The sequence below is a fragment of the Streptomyces sp. NPDC031132 genome (genome assembly GCF_055570595.1).
Map to the genome: position 1 here is coordinate 58,451 of NZ_JBVIGX010000011.1, position 18,244 is coordinate 76,694.

An 18,244-nucleotide genomic window follows, 5' to 3' on the forward strand; every position below is an offset into this window, starting at 1 on the left:
CGTCGGCTACGACCACGGCACGTCCGGCGCCCGGTGGTAGTTCACGTCCTGCGCGTCCAGGCGCGGGCCCTGGGCCGCCACCCGCCGGGAGTACTCGGTCCAGTTCCGCGGGCCCGGGCTCCAGCCCAGTTCCGCCAGGCCGAGGACCCGCGGGAAGGCCATGAACTCCAGGTCCGAGCGGGTCGCGATCGTCTCCGTCCACAGCGGCGCCTCGACGCCGAGGACCGCGGACTCCGGCACTCCGGAAGCGGCCAGGTAGGTCCCCGGGTTCCAGTCGTAGGCCCTGCGCACCGGGACGAAGCCCGCCCAGGCCAGTCCCGGCTTCGTCGTCAGGTCGTACTTCATGTCCAGGTACAGCCGGTCCGCCGGCGACAGGATCAGCGGGTGGCCCGCCTTCGCCGCCGCTGCCACCGCCGCCTTCTCGGCGGCCGTGGTCCTGTCGTGGCCCCAGTACTGGAGCACCGCCCCCGGCGCCGGCCGCGCCGTCGCCAGCTGGTGCCAGGCCACCACCGTCTTGCCGTGGCGCGCCACCACCTGCTGGGCCCGGTCCATGAACGCCGCGTAGTCCGCCGCCGGCGTGGAGAGCGCCTCGTCGCCGCCGATGTGCAGGTAGCGGCCCGGCGTCAGCCCGGCCAGCTCGCCGAGCACCTCGTCGATGAACTCGTACGTCCGCTCCTTGCCGACGCACAGCGAGCTGAAGCCGACCTTGATCCCGGTGTAGCGCTCGCGCGCCTTCCCGTCGCAGTTCAGCTCCGCGTACGAGGCCAGGGCGGCGTTCGCGTGCCCCGGCATGTCGATCTCCGGGACCACGTCCACGTACCGCTGCGCCGCGTACGCCACGAGGTCGCGGTACTGGTCCTTCGTCCAGTACCCGCCCGGCCCGCCGCCGACCTCGCTGCCGCCCCCGTACTCCGCCAGCCGCGGCCAGGAGTCGACCGCGATCCGCCAGCCCTGGTCGTCGGTCAGGTGCAGGTGCAGCGTGTTGACCTTGTACTGGGCGAGCTGGTCGACGTACCGCTCGACCTGCTCGGCCGTGAAGTGGTGGCGGGCGATGTCGAGCATGGCGCCCCGGTACGCGAAGCGCGGCTCGTCGGTGATCTCGCCGCCGGGCACCGTGCCCGGGCCGGCCACCGGCAGCAGCTGGCGCAGCGTCTGCCCGGCGTGGAAGAGCCCCGCCGGGGTCCGGGCGGTCAGCGTGACCCCGCCCGGGCCGGACTCCAGCCGGTACCCCTCGGCGCCGGTGCCCTCGGCCGCCCCGTCGAGGCGCAGCCGGATCCCGTCGCCCTCCGCCCCGTCGACCACCGGCAGCGGGAGCCCGCTGGGGCCCCGGAGCTGCTCCGCGAGGAGCTCGCCGACCCGGCGGACCTCTTCGCCGCCGCTCGCGCCGGTACGGATGACCGTGCCCGCCCCGACGGCGTACCCGGGGCCGTCGGCTCGCATGGAGGCGGGCGCCGGCAGGAGCTGTTCGTAGGGGGCGAGGACGGCGGGGCGCGCGGCCCCGGGTCTGGCGTCGTCGCCGGGGGACGTGGCGCAGGAGACGGCCGCGCCGAGGAGGAGGAGGGTGCCGAGCGTGCGTCGCAGGACTCTCATAGGGCAGGTATAGGCCAACTGGCCTGCTGTGGCCGGTGCGAGAATCGTCGGATGGCGGAAATCATCCAGAAGGACGGCACATGGACCTTCGACGGGGACGCGGTGCGTATCGTGCCCGGTCGCGACAAGGGGGTGGGGCTGCTGCGCCAGACGCTGGGCGAAGTGGTCGTACCGCTGCGCGCGCTCGCCGGGGTCAGTTACGAACCGGGCCGCAAGACGGGCCGGTTGAGGCTGAAGCTGCGTGACGGCGCCGACCCGCTGCTCCAGGTGACGGGCGGGCGGCTGCCGGAGGCCTCCGACCCGTACCGGCTGACCGTGGAGGCGGACCGGACGGGCGTGGCGGAGTACTTCGTGGACGAGGTCCGCAATGCGCTGCTGCTGGACCAGGTGGACCCCGGCCCGGCGGACGCGTACCTGCTGCCGGGGCCGGCCGTGCCGATCACGGTGGCCGCGGGGGACGGGACGGTGGCCTTCGACGGGGATCGGGTGGGGCTGGACTGGAACTGGACGACGGAGGAGGCCAAGAGCTCCGGCGGGCCGCGCGAGTTCCGGGTCGCGGACCTGAGGGCCGTGGAGTGGTCCCCCTCGAAGGGCCTGGACAACGGATGGATCCGGTTCACGCTGGCGGGTGCCCCGGCGGCTCCGGCGCCCAAGTACGACCCGTACACGGTGGAACTGTTCGGTTTCAAGAAGGACCCGCTGATGGCGCTGGTCGCGGCGGCCGTGGCGGTGCGGATGCCCCACCCCCGCGGCTCCTCGGCGTCGGCCGAGGCCGCCACGGTCCTGTCCTCGGCGCCGGTGCCGGAGCTCGCGGCCTCGGCCCCCGAGCCGACGGCCCCCGAGGACCACGACGCGCTGCTGCGCCGGCTGCGCGAGCTCGGCGATCTGCATCAGGGGGGCATCCTCACGGCCGAGGAGTTCGCCGCAGCCAAGCAGGCCGTTTTGCGCCGGTTCTAACCCTTTGGTGAGTGGATTTACGCATTCCGCTGGTCTGGACCAGATAGATCCTGCCCGATTCCGGGCAGGATCTTTGCGTTCGCGGCCGCGGCCCGTCAGTATCTACGAGTGCTCGACCGCCGCCCGTCTCATGACGATCTTGTCGACCACCTGGTGCGCAGCACCGCGCTGCAGCGCGGCGAAGCCGTCCGGGTGGTGCTCGACGTCCTCGCGTACTTCGACGAGACGACCGAGGAATTCGTGCGCCGCCGCCACCGGGAGCTCCAGTCCGGCGGCGCGGTCAACGCGGAGATCTTCGAACGGATCGCGGCCGAGCTGCCGCACCGCGCCGTGGCGCCGCCGGAGCTCTCGCTCCGGCAGCTGCGCCGCATCGTCTACGGCTGAGCGACAGGGCCGGCCGACGGCCAGGCGCGGCGACGACAGCGGCAAGGGCAACCGAACTTCAGGAGGGGCAAGACTTTATGTGCGGAATCGTGGGTTACATCGGCAAGCGTGACGTGGCACCGCTGCTGCTGGAAGGCCTGCAGCGACTGGAGTACCGCGGATACGACTCCGCGGGCATCGTCGTCAACAGCCCGAAGTCCCCCGCGCTGAAGGTGGTCAAGGCCAAGGGCCGCGTCCGCGAGCTGGAGTCGCGGGTCCCCAAGCGCTTCACCGGCACCACCGGCATCGCCCACACCCGCTGGGCCACCCACGGCGCGCCGAGCGACATCAACTCCCACCCGCACCTGGACGCCGAGAGCAAGGTCGCGGTCGTCCACAACGGCATCGTCGACAACGCCGACGAGCTCCGCGCCAAGCTGGAGTCCGAGGGCGTCGTCTTCGTCTCGGAGACCGACACCGAGGTGATCGTCCACCTGGTCGCCCGCTCCCAGGCCGACACCCTCGAGGAGAAGGTCCGCGAGGCCGTCAAGGCCATCGAGGGCACCTACGGCATCGCCGTCATGCACGCCGACTTCGCCGACCGCATCGTCGTGGCGCGCAACGGCTCCCCGGTCGTCCTCGGCATCGGCGAGAAGGAGATGTTCGTCGCCTCGGACGTCGCCGCACTCGTCGCCCACACCCGCCAGGTCGTCACCCTCGACGACGGCGAGATGGCCACCCTCAAGGCCGACGACTTCCGCACGTACACCACCAGCGGTGCCACCACCACGGCCACGCCGGAGACCGTGGAGTGGGAGGCCGCCTCGTACGACATGGGCGGCCACGACACGTACATGCACAAGGAGATCTCCGAGCAGCCCGACGCGGTCGACCGCGTGCTGCGCGGCCGGATCGACGACCGCTTCAACACGGTGCACCTGGGCGGCCTGAACCTGGACCCGCGCGAGGCGCGCGGCATCCGCCGGGTCAAGATCCTGGGCTGCGGCACCTCGTACCACGCGGGTCTGATCGGCGCCGGCCTCATCGAGAGCATGGCCCGCATCCCCGCGGACGCCGAGCCGGCCTCCGAGTTCCGCTACCGCAACCCGGTCGTGGACCCCGACACGCTGTACATCGCCGTCTCGCAGTCCGGTGAGACGTACGACGTGCTCGCCGCCGTGCAGGAGCTCAAGCGCAAGGGCGCCCGCGTCCTCGGCGTCGTCAACGTGGTGGGCTCCGCGATCGCCCGCGAGGCCGACGGCGGCGTGTACGTGCACGCCGGTCCCGAGGTCTGCGTCGTCTCCACCAAGTGCTTCACCAACACGGTCGTGGCCTTCGCGCTGCTCGCCGTGCACCTGGGCCGGATCCGGGACCTGTCGGTCACCGACGGCAAGCGGATCATCGAGGGCCTGCGCAAGCTGCCCGCGCAGATCCAGGAGATCCTCGAGGGCGAAGAGGACATCAAGAAGCTGGCGGCCGATTACGCCGAGGCCAAGTCGATGATGTTCATCGGCCGGGTCCGCGGCTACCCGGTGGCCCTGGAGGCCTCCCTCAAGCTGAAGGAGATCTCCTACATCCACGCCGAGGCCTACCCGGCCTCCGAGCTCAAGCACGGTCCGCTCGCGCTCATCGAGCCGGCGATGCCGACGGTCGCGATCGTCCCGGACGACGACCTGCTGGAGAAGAACCGCGCGGCGCTGGAGGAGATCAAGGCCCGCAGCGGCCGGATCCTTGCGGTCGCCCACCGCGAGCAGGAGAAGGCCGACCACACCATCCTCGTGCCCAAGAACGAGGACGAGCTGGACCCGATCCTGATGGGCATCCCGCTCCAGCTGCTGGCGTACCACACGGCCCTGGCCCTGGGCCGGGACATCGACAAGCCGCGGAACCTGGCGAAGTCGGTCACCGTCGAGTAGGCGCACCGAGCACGCGGAACGGCCCCCGGGGGGATTCCCCCGGGGGCCGTTCCCGTGGTGCGGGGCTCAGCCCGCGGCGACCGCGCCGCGGCGGGAGGCCTTGCCCAGTGCGGTGGGCCAGTGGGCCAGCGCCGCGGTGGCGCCGTACCAGAACAGCAGCCCGGAGACCGCGGCCACCCAGCCGGCGACCTTGGCGAGCCCGCCGACGTCGGCGAAGGAGCCGACCGCGAGGAGCAGCAGGGAGAGGGTGAGCAGGGCGTACGCGCCCTGACCGAACAGTCCGCTCGAGGCACTGACCGTGAGGGTCAGCGCGAGCAGGGCGAAGAGGACCAGGAACAGTCCGGCCGCGTGTGCCGAAACCTTTCCGTCCGCCCCCGCGGCCCAGGTGAACCAGAAGGCGCCGAGGCCCGCGTACGCCGTGCCGTTGAAGCCGTTGCCGCCGCGGAACTCGAGGATTCCGAGGACGAACAGGGCGAGACCGCCGACGTAGGTCGCGAGTGACACGGAGTTGGCGACGGACACGCCGCTGACGATTGCGGTGTGGCCGATACCGAATGCGAGAAGGGTGAGACCCAGGGCTATGTTCCCGAGGGTCGAAGTCGAGGCCGTGCTTCCCGCAGAGACACCATTGTCCACGGCGGGCTCCCTTCGATCTGCAGTTGTTTGCTGCGTCCCAGCAGCATTTATCTACCCTTTACATGGGGGTTCACAACCGCACAACCGACGTACAGCGGGTTACGGAATGACAACAACCGGTCGCTGTGCGCGCTTGGCCAGCCGGCCCGCCACGGACCCGAAGATCCGGCCCACGATCCCGTGCGTGGAGCCGACCACGATGGCGTCCGCCGAGTACTCCCGGCCGACCTCCTCCAGCTCGTGGCAGATGTCCCCGCCCCGCTCGACCAGGATCCACGGCACCTCGGCCAGATAGTCCGCGCAGGCGAGCTCCAGCCCCAGCACCTCGGTGCGGTGGTCCGGTACGTCAACGAAGACGGGCGGCTCGCAGCCGGCCCACACGGTGGTGGGCAGCCGGTTGGCCACGTGCACGATGATCAGGCCGGATCCGGACCGGCGGGCCATCCCGATCGCGTACGCCAGGGCGCGCTCACTGGACGTGGAGCCGTCGAACCCCACCACGACCCCGTGCCGGAAGGCCGGGTCGCAGGGATGACGTGTCTGTTCCGCCGCGCGCAGGTCGCTCGACGCGTGGTCGGCGAGGGGTTTGCGCTTGCGGTCCGCGGGTTCGGGGAATTCGTGACCGGCCATGGGTGTCTCGGCGAAGGGGTCCTCGGGGGAAGGGACAAGGCGACGGGGCGGCAAATGGGCGGAAGCGACGATTGAAAAACGACGACTCAGGGTGACGGAGCTCTGTCCGGGAAGCATCTTCCCAAGCCCATACCCACCAGGGTACGGCGACACTCCTGTCCTGCACAGGGCATGCCGCCCTTGGAGAGCGTCCCAGGGAGCATGCCGGAGCGAGGGCTCCTTGGCAATGGCCGCTGCCCCCTACAGCCAGTGACGAGCGGCGGCACGCGCCACCCGTGCGCGCAGTGACCGAGCACCGCCGCACACCGTTGGACAGGCGTCCGACCGTCCAGGAAGAGCCCGCAGGGAGCACGCCGTGCCCGGCCATCCGGTCCACCCCGTCCAGCCCGCTCAGCCGACCCAGTCCGCCCGCTCCGTCCGGACCGCGCAGCACACCGACACGACCCCGCACTTCACCCACGCCGCCGTTCACCCTTCCGTGCACCACGGCAGACGCCCCCATGACGACCCCGCGGGTGACGTGGTGCGCTGGGCCGCCTTCAGCTGCCTGCTCGTCCCCGTGGTGCTCGTCGTCTACGGGACCTCGTTCGACGGAGCGGCCGTTGCCACGCTCGGGCTGGTCGCCGTCACGGCCGCGTGCCGGGCGATGCTGCGGTACTCGGAGAAGGCGGAGCGGGCCTCCCTGGTCCTCGCGGAGGACCGGCTGCCGCCGGGCGGGCACCGCCGGCGTTCGCGCGCCGGAGCCGCGTCCGGGACCGGCGCCGGGAGCCGTGCGCGCCGCGGCTGTCACACCTCTGGTGGAATTTCCCCTGAGGACTGACTGATTCGTACACCCACACCCGCATGTTTTCAGCCAACTTCCCGGCACAGTGGCGTTCTTGCCGGAATGCCCCGTCAACCCCCCTACCACCAGCGACTACACCGCCAGGGGGGCTCCGAGACCCTACGGGTACTGGCCATGGCCGGACGGCGAGCTTCCCACTCCGGTAGCGGAGTGGAAGGCTTCCTGATCGAATGCTTTTCGCCAAGTTGCCAAGTCGACATAGCGCTGCGTGCTGAACTTGTCACGCCGACACCACGGGACGCAGTAGATTCGATCATGTATTTACGGCGGGGGATCCACGTGCAAGGCCGAGGGGAAACGTGCAGGTGCGACCAGACCAAGGAGTCGCGACACCCAAGGGGGGCTTAGCCATGAGCCAGGATTCCACCGCCGTCGTCGCGGACGCCGGCAGGAAGCTCGCGGGGCGTCGCCGCAGGGAGATCGTCGCGGTGCTGCTGTTCAGCGGCGGGCCGATCTTCGAGAGCTCCATTCCACTTTCCGTGTTCGGCATCGACCGGCAGGACGCGGGAGTTCCACGCTATCGACTGCTCGTATGCGCCGGGGAAGACGGTCCGCTGCGGACCACCGGCGGACTCGAGCTCACCGCGCCGTACGGGTTGGAGGCGATCGCCCGGGCAGGCACGGTCGTCGTTCCGGCCTGGCGCTCGATCACTTCACCGCCGCCTCCGGAAGCGCTCGACGCACTGCGTCTGGCGCACGAGGAGGGCGCCCGGATCGTCGGACTGTGCACGGGAGCCTTCGTGCTCGCCGCCGCCGGTCTGCTGGACGGCCGGCCCGCGACGACGCACTGGATGTACGCGCCGACGCTGGCCAAGCGGTACCCGTCCGTCCACGTCGATCCGCGCGAGCTGTTCGTCGACGACGGCGACGTGCTGACGTCCGCGGGCACCGCGGCCGGAATCGACCTGTGCCTGCACATCGTGCGCACGGACCACGGCAGCGAGGCGGCCGGGGCACTGGCCCGCCGGCTCGTCGTCCCGCCGCGCCGCACCGGCGGCCAGGAGCGCTATCTCGACCGGTCGCTGCCGGAGGAGATCGGCGCCGACCCGCTGGCCGAGGTCGTCGCCTGGGCACTGGAGCACCTCCACGAGCAGTTCGACGTGGAGACGCTCGCCGCCCGCGCGTACATGAGCCGGCGCACGTTCGACCGGCGCTTCCGCTCGCTGACCGGCAGCGCGCCGCTGCAGTGGCTGATCACCCAGCGGGTGCTCCAGGCGCAGCGGCTGCTGGAGACCTCCGACTACTCGGTCGACGAGGTCGCCGGGCGCTGCGGGTTCCGCTCGCCGGTCGCCCTGCGCGGGCACTTCCGGCGGCAGCTGGGGTCCTCCCCGGCCGCGTACCGCTCGGCGTACCGGGCGCGCCGGCCGCAGGCCGACGTGTCCCAGGTGGCCGAGATCCAGGGGTCCCCGGTACCGCACCAGCGCACGCCGCAGCCCCAGCGGGCGGCGGCGGCCCTGGCCGCGGCCGGCCCGACGGTGACCGAGCTGTACGCCCCGAACCGGGTCCTGCGCGAGCACGCGTAGCTCCCGCGACGGGCACTGCCTGACGAAGGTCCCCCGCATCGGTCGTCACCGAGGCGGGGGACCCTCCGCGTAATCCGCATAAGCTGGGCCGCATGAACGATCGCATGGTGTGGATCGACTGCGAGATGACCGGGCTCTCGTTGACGGACGACGCACTTATCGAGGTGGCCGCACTGGTCACCGACTCGGAGCTCAACGTGCTCGGCGAAGGCGTGGACCTCGTGATCCGCCCGCCGGACGCGGCCCTGGAGACCATGCCCGACGTGGTGCGCGAGATGCACACCGCCTCCGGACTGCTCGACGAGCTGGCCGGCGGGATCACCCTCGCGGACGCCGAGGCACAGGTCCTGGCGTACGTACGGGAACACGTGAAGGAGCCCCGCAAGGCTCCTCTCTGCGGGAACTCGGTCGGCACCGACCGCGGCTTCCTGCTGCGTGACATGCCCGCGCTGGAGAGCCATCTGCACTACCGGATCGTGGACGTGTCCTCGGTCAAGGAGCTGGCGCGCCGCTGGTACCCGCGGGCCTACTTCAACAGCCCGCCGAAGACCGGCAACCACCGGGCGCTCGCGGACATCAAGGAGTCCATCGCCGAGCTGCGCTACTACCGGGAGGCGGTCTTCGTGCCGCAGCCCGGGCCCGACTCGGACACCGCCCGGGCCATCGCCGCCAAGCACACCCTGTCCGCCGAATAGGACCCGGCACGACCCTCCGGAGACGGGTCGGGGAAAAGGGGGGAGCGAGCACCCTTCCGGACCCTGTACCCTTTTCTTCGGCCGGTCGGTTTTCCGACCGGACATGGTGGGTGTAGCTCAGTTGGTAGAGCACCTGGTTGTGGTCCAGGTGGCCGCGGGTTCAAGTCCCGTCACTCACCCTGCGAGAGGTCCCCGGCCCGCGAAAGCGGACCGGGGACCTCTGCGTTTTCCTGGGGCTGTGTCCGGTCACCAGCCGCCGGTCAGGAGGGTGGAGCCGGCGAAGGAGGCATCGCCGTGGCCGGCCCAGCTGCGGAGCTCGCCGGTGCTGTCGTCGCGGGCGATCAGGTCTGTCCTGCCGTCGCCGGTGAAGTCGGCCGCCACGGTCTGGGAGAAGGTCCAGCCTCCGGTGACGGTGACCGGGGCGTTGAAGTAGCCGCCGGCGTTGTGGGTCCACATCTTGAGCGTGCCGGAGCCGTCGCGGGCGATGATGTCGGCCTGGTGGTCGCCGTTGAAGTCCGCCGCGGCGGTCTGGGTGAAGTTCCAGCCGGCGGTCAGGACCACACCGGCGCCGAACGTGCCGTTGCCGCGGCCGGCCCAGATCTTCAGGTTCCCGGAGGAGTCGCGGGCGATGAGGTCGGCCTTGCCGTCGCCGTCGAAGTCGGCGGCCGCGGTCTGCGAGAAGTCCCAGCCGCCCGTCACCGTGACGCCCGAGCCGAACGTGCCGTCGCCGCGGCCGTTCCAGAGCTTCAGGTTGCCAGAGGGGTCGCGTGCGATGAGGTCGGCCTTGTCGTCGCCGGTGAAGTCGGCCGCCACGGTCTGCGAGAAGGGGCGCCAGCCGCTGGTCACGTCGACGGCGGAGGCGAAGGTGCCGTTGCCGCGACCGAGCCACATCTTGAGGATGCCCGTGGAGTCCTGGCGTGCGACGAGGTCCCGGACTCCGTCGCCGTCGAAGTCCGCAGCCGCGGTCTGGGACATGTTCACGCTGGGGCCGTCGGTCCCCCGGAGCAGGGTGTCCGCGAGGACCTTGGTGCCCGCGTCGCCGAAGTGCAGGTGGTCGTCGCCGCCCGGCTTGAGCATGCTCGCCAGGAGCTGGGAGGGCATGTCGGGGTCCCGGGTGACGAGGTCGAAGTCGGTTCGGGCGTCGGCCTCGGCCGTCGTCCTGATGAAGGCGTTGACCTGCTGGCGGGCGTTCTCCTTGGCGTCACCGTAGGCCGAGTACCCGCCGAACGCGGGGATGGTGGCGACGACCGCGCGGATGCCGCGCGCCTTCGCCTGGGCGCAGATGCGGCGGATGGCGTCCTTCACGGACTCCGCGGACGCGCTGTCGTGGGCGAGGTCGTTGATGCCTTCGTAGAGGACGACCGTACGGACGTTGCTCTGGGCGAAGACGTCGCGGTCCAGCCTGCTCAGTGCGGCGGGTCCCGCGGTGTCCGCGCGGTCGCTCAGCAGACGGTTCGCGCTGATGCCGGAATTGACGACGCCGGCCGTCTGGGAGCTGCTGTTCAGGGCCGCCGCGTAGTGGTCGGGCCAGCGCTGGTTCTTGTCCGGGGTGGAATGCCCCCCGTCGGTCTGGGAGTCGCCCAGGGCGACGACCGTTCCGATGTTGTCGGCCGCGGCGACGTCGACACCGCTGACCAGGGTCCAGTACGAGAGGGTGCCCGGGAACGCGGCCCCGCCGGTGTCCGTGGTGTGGTCGCCTGCCAGGCGGCTGCTGACGAAGGAGGTCGTCAGGGCGTAGTCGTGCGTGGGGACCGTGGTGACCGGATCGGGAAGGTAGATGCTGACCAGGAGGTTCTTCCCGGCGGTGACGGGGAAGGCTACGGGGTCGCTGTAGATTTCGCCGCCGGCCGGGAGGATCGTCTCCTGGCTGCCTCCGAAGGTGAGGGAGAGGGGTGCCTGCGTTGCGGCCGCGCCGCCGGCCTGGACCTGGGAGGCCACGGTCACGTGGCCGAGTCTGATCGGTTGCGGCGAGAAGGTGTTGGCGAACCGGATCCGGGCCGTGCCGCCGCTGGTGTGCGGGTTCACGACCATGCGCAGGGTCTGCTGGGCCCAGCCCTGCGGGGCCGGCTGCTGGGCCGAGCCGAAGGCGGCGCCCCAGCTTCCCGCCCAGAACTTTCCGCCCGGAGCGGCGGGTGTGCTGCGTATCGCGATGTCGAACACGTGCAGGGCGGAGGCTCCCGGAGCGGCGGCGCTGCCGGTCTTCGGCAGGGTCACCGACGTGATGGTCTTCCTCGGGTCGAGCGGCACGGTGACCGCGTACAGGCGGGCCGGGGCCGCCTGCTGCCCGGATGCGGTGTTGCGGTGGTCCAGGCTGAGCGCCGCGGTTGCCGTCCCGCCCGCGCTCCAGTCGCCGACCTCCAGGGTCTGCTGCGCCGAAGTGCCGTCGGCGTAGGTCACGGTGACGGGGGCGGCAACAGAGCCGGAAGTCGCCGATGCCAGGAATCCGAGAGCGTTGCCGGAGCCCCGTACCGCGAGGGTCTGGCCCGTCGCCAGCACGTTGTCCGGCCGGCCGGGGGCGACGTCCGCCCGTGTGTAGGTCGTTCCGCTGAGCGTGACGCGCGTGCCCCGCAGCCAGCCGGCCTGGTCCAGGTCGGTGGCCGACAGGCTGCGCCCCGCGGCGTCGAAGTCGGCCGCGCCGGCTTCGCCGTCCGGGCTGATCGCCGTGTTGTTGAACGCCTCGCGCACGGAGCTGTACGTCGCGGCGTTCGCGGTGGCGGCGGTGGCGGTGACCAGCCCGCCGGCGGCCAGGGAGAGGACGAGCGGCAGGGCCGTGGTCCGCATCCGGCGGTGGGTGCGTGTCGCAAAGGGCATCGGAGGGTTCCTCGGGTCTGGGACGGCGCTGCCGCCCGGGCGTCATGGCACCGGGCGGCAGCGTGGGGCGGAGGGTTACCAGCCGCCGGTGAGCTTGGCGGCCGCGCCGAAGGTCGTGTCGCCGTGACCGGCCCAGATGTTGAGGTTGCCGGTGGCGGTGTCGCGGCCGATCAGGTCCGCCTTGCCGTTGCCGTCGAAGTCGGCCGCGGTCGTCTGGGTGAAGTCCCAGCCTCCGGTGACGGTGACCGGGGCGTTGAAGTAGCCGCCGGCGTTGTGGGTCCACATCTTGAGGTTTCCGGAGCCGTCGCGGGCGATGATGTCGGCCTGGTGGTCGCCGTTGAAGTCCGCCGCAGCGGTCTGGGTGAAGTCCCAGCCGGAGCTCAGCTGCACGCCGGCGCCGAACGTACCGTCGCCGCGACCCGCCCAGATCTTCAGGTTCCCCGAACCGTCACGGGCGATCAGATCCGCCTTGCCGTCACCATCGAAGTCCGCCGCCGCGGTCTGCGTGAAGGCCCAGCCGCCCGTCACCTGGACCGCCGCACCGAAGGTCCCGTCACCACGACCGCTCCACCGCTTCAGGTTCCCCGAACCGTCACGGGCGATCAGATCCGCCTTGCCGTCACCGTCGAAGTCCGCCGCCACCGTCTGCGTGAAGCTCCAACCGCTCGTCACCTGCACGGCAGCGTTGAAGTAGCCACCCGCATTGTGCGTCCACATCTTCAGGTTCCCCGACCCGTCCCGGGCCACGATGTCCGCCTGACCGTCACCGTTGAAATCCGCCCCCGCCGTCTGGGAGTTGACCGGGGCAGGCAGGCTGTCCTCCGGGTACGGATCTGCGTGGTCCGCCGCGAGACCGGCCGCCGGCCCGCAGTTCGGCCAGGCCCCCTGGCCCTGGACCTTCAGGACCTTCTCGGCTATCAGGATCTGCTGCTTCTTCGTGGCCAGATCGGCCCGGGCGGCGTACGCGGTGCCCCCGAAGGCCTGCCAGGTGGACTGCGAGAACTGCACTCCGCCGTAGAAGCCGTTGCCGGTGTTGATGGCCCAGTTCCCGCCGGACTCGCACTGGGCGACCTTGTCCCAGGTGCTGACGGCGGCGGCCTGAGCGGTGCCGGCCGTGGCGACGAGCCCGAGGACGGTGGTGCAGGTGGCGAGCGCGGCGGCGGATGCCACGACCATGCGGGAGGAGAACGGTCGGAACGACATGCTGGGAGTCCCCTTGAGGGCAGATGCGGTGGGATCGGGCTGATGTGCGCACGGGAGCAGCGGCTCGCTCGACGCCGTGAGCGTGTCACGGCGAAGGGGCTCTGGCTCTGGAGCCGCTCAGGCGCGAGGCGTCTCGGGGCTGGCGCCCGGGTGGGTTCTCCCGGGCGGCAGCGTGGGGCGGAGGGTTACCAGCCGCCGGTGAGCTTGGCGGCCGCGCCGAAGGTCGTGTCGCCGTGACCGGCCCAGATGTTGAGGTTGCCGGTGTTGTCGTCCCGAGCGATGAGGTCGGCCTTGCCGTTGCCGTCGAAGTCGGCCGTGGCGGTCTGCGAGAAGTTCCAGCCGCCCGTCACCTGGACGGGGGCGTTGAAGTAGCCGCCGGCGTTGTGCGTCCACATCTTGAGGTTTCCGGAGCCGTCGCGGGCGATGATGTCGGCCTGGTGGTCGCCGTTGAAGTCCGCCGCAGCGGTCTGGGTGAAGTCCCAGCCGGAGCTCAGCTGCACGCCGGCGCCGAACGTACCGTCGCCGCGACCCGCCCAGATCTTCAGGTTCCCCGAACCGTCACGGGCGATCAGATCCGCCTTGCCGTCACCATCGAAGTCCGCCGCCGCGGTCTGCGAGAAGTCCCAGCCGCCCGTCACCTGGACCGCCGCACCGAAGGTCCCGTCACCACGACCGCTCCACCGCTTCAGGTTCCCCGAACCGTCACGGGCGATCAGATCCGCCTTGCCGTCACCATCGAAGTCCGCGGCCACCGTCTGCGTGAAGCTCCAACCGCTCGTCACCTGCACGGCAGCGTTGAAGTAGCCACCCGCATTGTGCGTCCACATCTTCAGGTTCCCCGACCCGTCCCGGGCCACGATGTCCGCCTGACCGTCACCGTTGAAATCCGCCCCCGCCGTCTGGGAGTTGTTCAGCTGCACGTCTTCGACGATCTTGTCGTAGCGGCGGGGGCTGAAGGTGCCGTGCCCGGACCAGTACGGGTAGGGGATCTCGCGGTGGACCGCGCCGACGCTGCCGGCCTGCTCGTAGGCGTCGTAGTGGGTGTGCTCGGCGTTCGCCCAGCCGTTGAAGATGACCACGTGGCCGCTGGCACCCGGGTCCGGGTTGAGCATGATGTCGCCCGGCTTGAGGGAGTCCTTGCTGATGGACGACGTGAAGTCCAGCAGGGTGCCCGTCGTCTCCCCGTAGTTGTTGGCCGAGGAGGAGGCGAGGTGCCAGGCCATGGAGACGAAGCCGGAGCAGTCGGTGCGGTAGCGGCCGTTCGCATCGGTGCGGTAGCTGGTCATGCTGTAGGGAACACCCGCTTCCACCCAGGTCTTGGCCCGCGCTATGACCTCGCTCCGGCTGATCTGGCCGCCCACGCTCGAGTCGGCGGCGGTCTGTGCCTGCGGGGCCAGGAACATCCGGCTGGTCTTGGCGGTCTTGGCGGCCTTGGCGGCGGCCGCGTCCAGCTCGGCCTTCGTGGCGGTGGTCGGGTTGGGCACGGTCGGGGTGAACGGCGTGATCGTGCCGGTGTCGGCCTGAACCGACTGCGAGCCGGCCGGCGCCATGGGAACGTCTGCTGCCTGCGCCGGAACCGTGGTGGTCAGGACGACGGAGGCCAGGCCCGCGGCGAGGAGGGCGGCGGCGGACGAACGGCGCAGAGAGCGGGACATCGAAGAGCTCCAGAGGGGTAGGTGAATCGAAGAAGGCTGTGGGCCGGCGAGCGAGGGCGCGACAGGGCAGCCCTGAGCGGCCGGGCGGCGAAATGGCGGCGAAGTGGCGGCGCCTACACGGCTGGTGAAAGACCGTCGTTCAGGGGGCGACGGTGTAACCGTGCGCGGCGATGGGGGTGTCCACCCGGGTGAGCAGGGTGCGCATCTGCTCGAGGGCCGAGGCGTCGCAGGCGGCGCGTACGAAGAGGAAGAGGTCCAGACCGTGCTCGGTGGGGCGGGGCCGGATGTGCTCCAGGCCCTCTGCCTGCGTGGCGTGCGCCCAGAGCAGGTCGTGGATGAGGTGGGAGGACCCCTCGGGGGGCGGTCCGGGGAGCGTGCGGTGCAGGGAGGCTTGGATCACCCGCACGGGTCGTCAGTCCCAGCCGATCACGTGCTTGTCGGCGGCCGCGGAGTCCCACCCGATGACGGAGGCGGAGGCGGAGGCCGCGTGGTACGAGTCCCAGCCGATCACGCCGGTGCCTGCGGCGGGTGCGGCGACGGCGGCGGAGGCGGCGCCGATCGAGAACAGAGCGGTGAGGCCGGCGGCAGCGATGAAGTGCGCGGTGCGAGACATGACGTTCCCCTGAGCGTGAGAGCGGTGCGATGCGGGTGGTGCGCGCTGCTCCGGTCCGGCCTTGCGGCCCTGGCCTGGGGTGGGGCTTCCGTGCCCCGCCGTCCCGGTGATCAATATCTTGCTGCCCAGGTCAGAGGCCTGGAAGGGGTTCGGGCTGGCAGCCAGCTGCCTGGCAGCTTGGTGTCGCCCGGCCCGAACACCGGTCGCCCGCTTAAGATCATCGACAGACGGTCCGACGTGCCCGTCTGTAGGGATCAGCTGGGGGGCTGGGCATGCTGGAAGCTTTGGGGCTCGATGGGGACGTGGAGTCCGTGTACCGGGGGATGCTGGCGGATCCGTCGGGCGGGCTGGCCGAATTGGGCGCACGCCTCGCCCTGCCGGAGGGCCGCATACGGGACGCACTGGACCGGCTCGTCGACCTGAACCTCCTGACCTCCTCGCGTGAGAGCTCCGGCGGACTGCGCGCCGTGAGCCCCGAGGTGGGCCTGGAGCTGATCCTGCGCCGCCAGGAGGAGGATCTGGCGCGGCGCCAGCAACAGCTCGCCGCGAGCAAGGCCGCGGCCGCGCAGGCCATCGCCGAGTACGCCGGCCTGCGGCCGAACACGGAGACCGACGGAACCGAGCGGCTGGTGGGGATCGACGCCATCCAGGCACGGCTGGAGATCCTGACCCACGACCTCGCCGAGGAATGCCTCGCGATCATCCCGGGCGGCGCCCAGTCGCAGGCCAGCCTCGACGCCTCGCGCCCGCTGGACGAACGGGCGATGGCCCAGGGCGTCGAGTTGCGGGCCGTCTACCAGGACAGCGTCCGCAACGACCCGCCCACGCTGGGCTACGCCCAGTGGACCACCGAACGCGGCGGCCAGGTGCGCACCAGCCCCATGCTGCCGCCGCGGCTGCTGATCTTCGACCGGACGACCGCCATCGTCCCGATCGACCCGGCCAACTCCCGGCTCGGGGCGCTGTGCACGACGGCGCCGGGCATCGTCGCCTCGCTGATCACGCTGTTCGAGCAGACGTGGGAGACCGCGGTACCGCTCGGCGCGGACCGCAAGCAGCCGACGGAGGACGGGATCAGCGCGGGCGAACGGGAACTGCTGAAGCTGCTGGCGTCCGGGCTGACGGACGAGGTCGCGGGCAAGCGCCTCGGCGTCTCGCTGCGCACCGTACGCCGTCAGATGGCCGGAATGATGGAACGCCTGCACGCCACCAGCCGGTTCGAGGCCGGCCTGAAGGCAGCCCAGCGCGGCTGGCTCTGACCGTACGGCCTGAGCAGGCGCGGAAGGGGATCGCGGCGGTCAGGCGCGGAAGGCATCCGCGTGGTCCTCGGCCCAGGTTTCGAAGGAGCGGGCCGGGTGGCCGGTGAGACGCTCGACGGCGTCGGTGATCTCGACCGGGAGCCCGTCGCTCGCGGCCCAGTAGTCGAGGAGCGCATCGGCATAGGGGCCGGGTATGTAGCCCTCGACCCCGGACTTCCACTGCTCGGCGGTGACGGACTCGAAGGGCACGGGGGCACCGAGCACCCTGCCGAGTAGCGCCAGTTGGGTCGCGAACGTCAGGGAGTGCGGGCCGGTCAGGTGGTACGCGCGGCCGCCGAGGGCGGCGTCGGTGAGGACGGCGAAGGCGGCCTCGGCGAGGTCGGCCTCATGGACCGGGTCGCAGTGGGCGCCCGGGTAGGGCAGCTGGACCGCGCGGCCGGACTTCAGCGACCAGGCCCAGCCGAGGGCGTTGCTCGCGAACGAGCCGGGTCGCAGCAGGGTGGTGCGCAGCGGGGAGGCCAGCAGCGCCTCCTCGACGGCGAGATGGGAGGCGGACAGCGGGCTGTCGGCAGCGCCCGGCCCGAGCACCGAGGAGGAGGACAGGAGCACGACGTGCTCGACTCCGGCGGCGACGGCCTCCTTGACGAAGGCGCCGATGGCGGCGGCCTCGGCGTAGAGGAAGACGGACCGGACGTCGGCCAGGGCGCCAGGGAAGGTCGACGGATCGGTGAGATCACAGTGGACGGCATCGGGCGTGTCCGGCTCGCGGGAGGCGAGGCGGTGAGGGATGCCGCGGGCGGCGAGGAGGGAGACGAGGCCGCGGGCGACGGTGCCGCGGGCACCGGTGACGAGGATCGACATGGCGGGTTCCTGTTCCTGTTCTTGTCGTTGCTCTTGTTGCTGATCTGGTTGCTGTTCTGCTTGATGTCCTGGCGTGCGGCACACGCTAGGATGGGTACGTGACACAGATTCTGCACGATCAACATTCTGCGTCACACAGATAAATTTCAGGCATGGAGAAGCCGATGTCAACCGATTCCCCTCGTTCGAGTGACACCCGTGCTGAGTGGAGCCGCGCCGAGCTGCTCACGCGCATCGTCACCGAGAGCCAGCGGCACTACGCCGACTACTCGCTCTTCAACCAGGCCATGGCCGACCACGTCGGGCTGCACCCCACCGACATGCAGTGCGTCGCCCTCCTCGACATGGAACCCGGCCCCGTCAGCACCGGCGACATCGCCCGCCTCACCGGCCTGACCTCCGGCTCCGCCACCCGCCTCGTCGACCGGCTGGTCAAGGCCGGAATCGTCGAGCGGCACGCCGACCCCCACGACCGCCGCCGCTCCCTCGTCTCCCTCGCCCCCGAGGCCCGCCGACGCATCGGCGAGGCCTGGGACACCCCCGGCCGGGCCTTCGGCGCGGTCCTGGAGAGCTACTCCGACGCCGAACTCGCGGTCATCGCCGACTACCTGCACCGCGCCGCCGAGGTCGGCCGGTCCCAGGCGCAGCGCCTCAACTCCGGCGGCTGAGTTCCGGGCCGCACCTCCCC

General features: G+C 71.1%; 17 protein-coding genes and 1 tRNA gene. 9 read left to right on the forward strand and 9 right to left on the reverse strand.

What is annotated here, in order from left to right; translation table 11 throughout:
• Nucleotides 1–6 precede the first annotated feature (6 nt).
• Nucleotides 7–1,590, reverse strand: a complete 1,584-nt coding sequence (locus ACZ49B_RS18515; RefSeq protein ID WP_468306870.1) for a beta-N-acetylhexosaminidase — start codon at nt 1,588–1,590, stop codon at nt 7–9.
• Between the two features lie 51 nt (nt 1,591–1,641).
• Between ACZ49B_RS18515 and ACZ49B_RS18520 the strand changes: the two genes are divergently transcribed.
• The 3 genes from ACZ49B_RS18520 to glmS all read left to right on the forward strand — a co-directional run bounded on the left by ACZ49B_RS18520 (nt 1,642) and on the right by glmS (nt 4,826).
• Nucleotides 1,642–2,547, forward strand: coding sequence for a DUF4429 domain-containing protein (locus tag ACZ49B_RS18520; protein WP_468306873.1), 906 nt, complete (start codon nt 1,642–1,644; stop codon nt 2,545–2,547).
• 108 nt (nt 2,548–2,655) lie between these two features.
• Nucleotides 2,656–2,931 (forward strand): hypothetical protein, encoded by a 276-nt coding sequence (locus ACZ49B_RS18525; protein WP_030716129.1) that lies wholly within the window; start codon nt 2,656–2,658, stop codon nt 2,929–2,931.
• Between the two features lie 77 nt (nt 2,932–3,008).
• Nucleotides 3,009–4,826: a glutamine--fructose-6-phosphate transaminase (isomerizing) gene (gene glmS, locus ACZ49B_RS18530; protein WP_468306876.1), complete on the forward strand. Its 1,818-nt coding sequence runs from the start codon at nt 3,009–3,011 to the stop codon at nt 4,824–4,826.
• Between the two features lie 66 nt (nt 4,827–4,892).
• Here glmS and ACZ49B_RS18535 read toward each other — a convergent pair whose 3' ends face one another.
• Complete coding sequence (locus tag ACZ49B_RS18535; protein WP_468306878.1) at nt 4,893–5,462, reverse strand: GPR1/FUN34/YaaH family transporter; 570 nt, start codon at nt 5,460–5,462, stop codon at nt 4,893–4,895.
• Nucleotides 5,463–5,561: 99 nt separating this feature from the next.
• Nucleotides 5,562–6,092: a universal stress protein gene (locus ACZ49B_RS18540; RefSeq protein WP_366101580.1), complete on the reverse strand. Its 531-nt coding sequence runs from the start codon at nt 6,090–6,092 to the stop codon at nt 5,562–5,564.
• A gap of 355 nt (nt 6,093–6,447) precedes the next feature.
• Here ACZ49B_RS18540 and ACZ49B_RS18545 point away from each other — a divergent pair, with 355 nt between their 5' ends.
• The 4 genes from ACZ49B_RS18545 (at nt 6,448) to ACZ49B_RS18560 (ending at nt 9,333) form a co-directional block, all read left to right on the forward strand.
• Nucleotides 6,448–6,912, forward strand: coding sequence for a hypothetical protein (locus ACZ49B_RS18545; RefSeq protein WP_468306880.1), 465 nt, complete (start codon nt 6,448–6,450; stop codon nt 6,910–6,912).
• 374 nt (nt 6,913–7,286) lie between these two features.
• Nucleotides 7,287–8,459 carry a helix-turn-helix domain-containing protein gene (locus tag ACZ49B_RS18550; RefSeq protein WP_030297869.1) on the forward strand — a complete coding sequence of 391 codons (1,173 nt, stop codon included), beginning with the start codon at nt 7,287–7,289 and terminating at the stop codon, nt 8,457–8,459.
• 92 nt (nt 8,460–8,551) lie between these two features.
• A complete protein-coding gene (gene orn, locus ACZ49B_RS18555) occupies nt 8,552–9,154 on the forward strand; it encodes an oligoribonuclease (RefSeq protein ID WP_383513354.1) in 603 nt (200 codons plus the stop codon).
• Nucleotides 9,155–9,260: 106 nt separating this feature from the next.
• Nucleotides 9,261–9,333: transfer RNA gene (locus tag ACZ49B_RS18560), tRNA-His, on the forward strand.
• A 67-nt stretch (nt 9,334–9,400) separates the two neighbouring features.
• Here ACZ49B_RS18560 and ACZ49B_RS18565 read toward each other — a convergent pair.
• The 5 genes from ACZ49B_RS18565 to ACZ49B_RS18585 form a co-directional block, all read right to left on the reverse strand.
• Nucleotides 9,401–11,965, reverse strand: coding sequence for an FG-GAP-like repeat-containing protein (locus ACZ49B_RS18565; protein WP_468306884.1), 2,565 nt, complete (start codon nt 11,963–11,965; stop codon nt 9,401–9,403).
• A gap of 75 nt (nt 11,966–12,040) precedes the next feature.
• Nucleotides 12,041–13,168 carry an FG-GAP-like repeat-containing protein gene (locus ACZ49B_RS18570; protein WP_468306887.1) on the reverse strand — a complete coding sequence of 376 codons (1,128 nt, stop codon included), beginning with the start codon at nt 13,166–13,168 and terminating at the stop codon, nt 12,041–12,043.
• 185 nt (nt 13,169–13,353) lie between these two features.
• Nucleotides 13,354–14,823, reverse strand: coding sequence for a C40 family peptidase (locus ACZ49B_RS18575; RefSeq protein ID WP_468306889.1), 1,470 nt, complete (start codon nt 14,821–14,823; stop codon nt 13,354–13,356).
• A 139-nt stretch (nt 14,824–14,962) separates the two neighbouring features.
• Entirely contained in the window at nt 14,963–15,229 is a 267-nt protein-coding gene (locus tag ACZ49B_RS18580) for a hypothetical protein (RefSeq protein ID WP_468306892.1), read from the reverse strand.
• Nucleotides 15,230–15,235: 6 nt separating this feature from the next.
• Nucleotides 15,236–15,436 (reverse strand): hypothetical protein, encoded by a 201-nt coding sequence (locus ACZ49B_RS18585; RefSeq protein ID WP_468306895.1) that lies wholly within the window; start codon nt 15,434–15,436, stop codon nt 15,236–15,238.
• Nucleotides 15,437–15,708: 272 nt separating this feature from the next.
• Here ACZ49B_RS18585 and ACZ49B_RS18590 point away from each other — a divergent pair, with 272 nt between their 5' ends.
• Complete coding sequence (locus ACZ49B_RS18590; RefSeq protein ID WP_468306898.1) at nt 15,709–16,695, forward strand: helix-turn-helix transcriptional regulator; 987 nt, start codon at nt 15,709–15,711, stop codon at nt 16,693–16,695.
• A 39-nt stretch (nt 16,696–16,734) separates the two neighbouring features.
• On the opposite strand, the gene ACZ49B_RS18595 is transcribed toward ACZ49B_RS18590, so the two are convergent.
• Nucleotides 16,735–17,556, reverse strand: coding sequence for an NAD(P)H-binding protein (locus ACZ49B_RS18595; protein WP_468306901.1), 822 nt, complete (start codon nt 17,554–17,556; stop codon nt 16,735–16,737).
• 164 nt (nt 17,557–17,720) lie between these two features.
• Here ACZ49B_RS18595 and ACZ49B_RS18600 point away from each other — a divergent pair, with 164 nt between their 5' ends.
• Nucleotides 17,721–18,224 (forward strand): MarR family winged helix-turn-helix transcriptional regulator, encoded by a 504-nt coding sequence (locus tag ACZ49B_RS18600; RefSeq protein ID WP_468306904.1) that lies wholly within the window; start codon nt 17,721–17,723, stop codon nt 18,222–18,224.
• Nucleotides 18,225–18,244 lie beyond the last annotated feature (20 nt).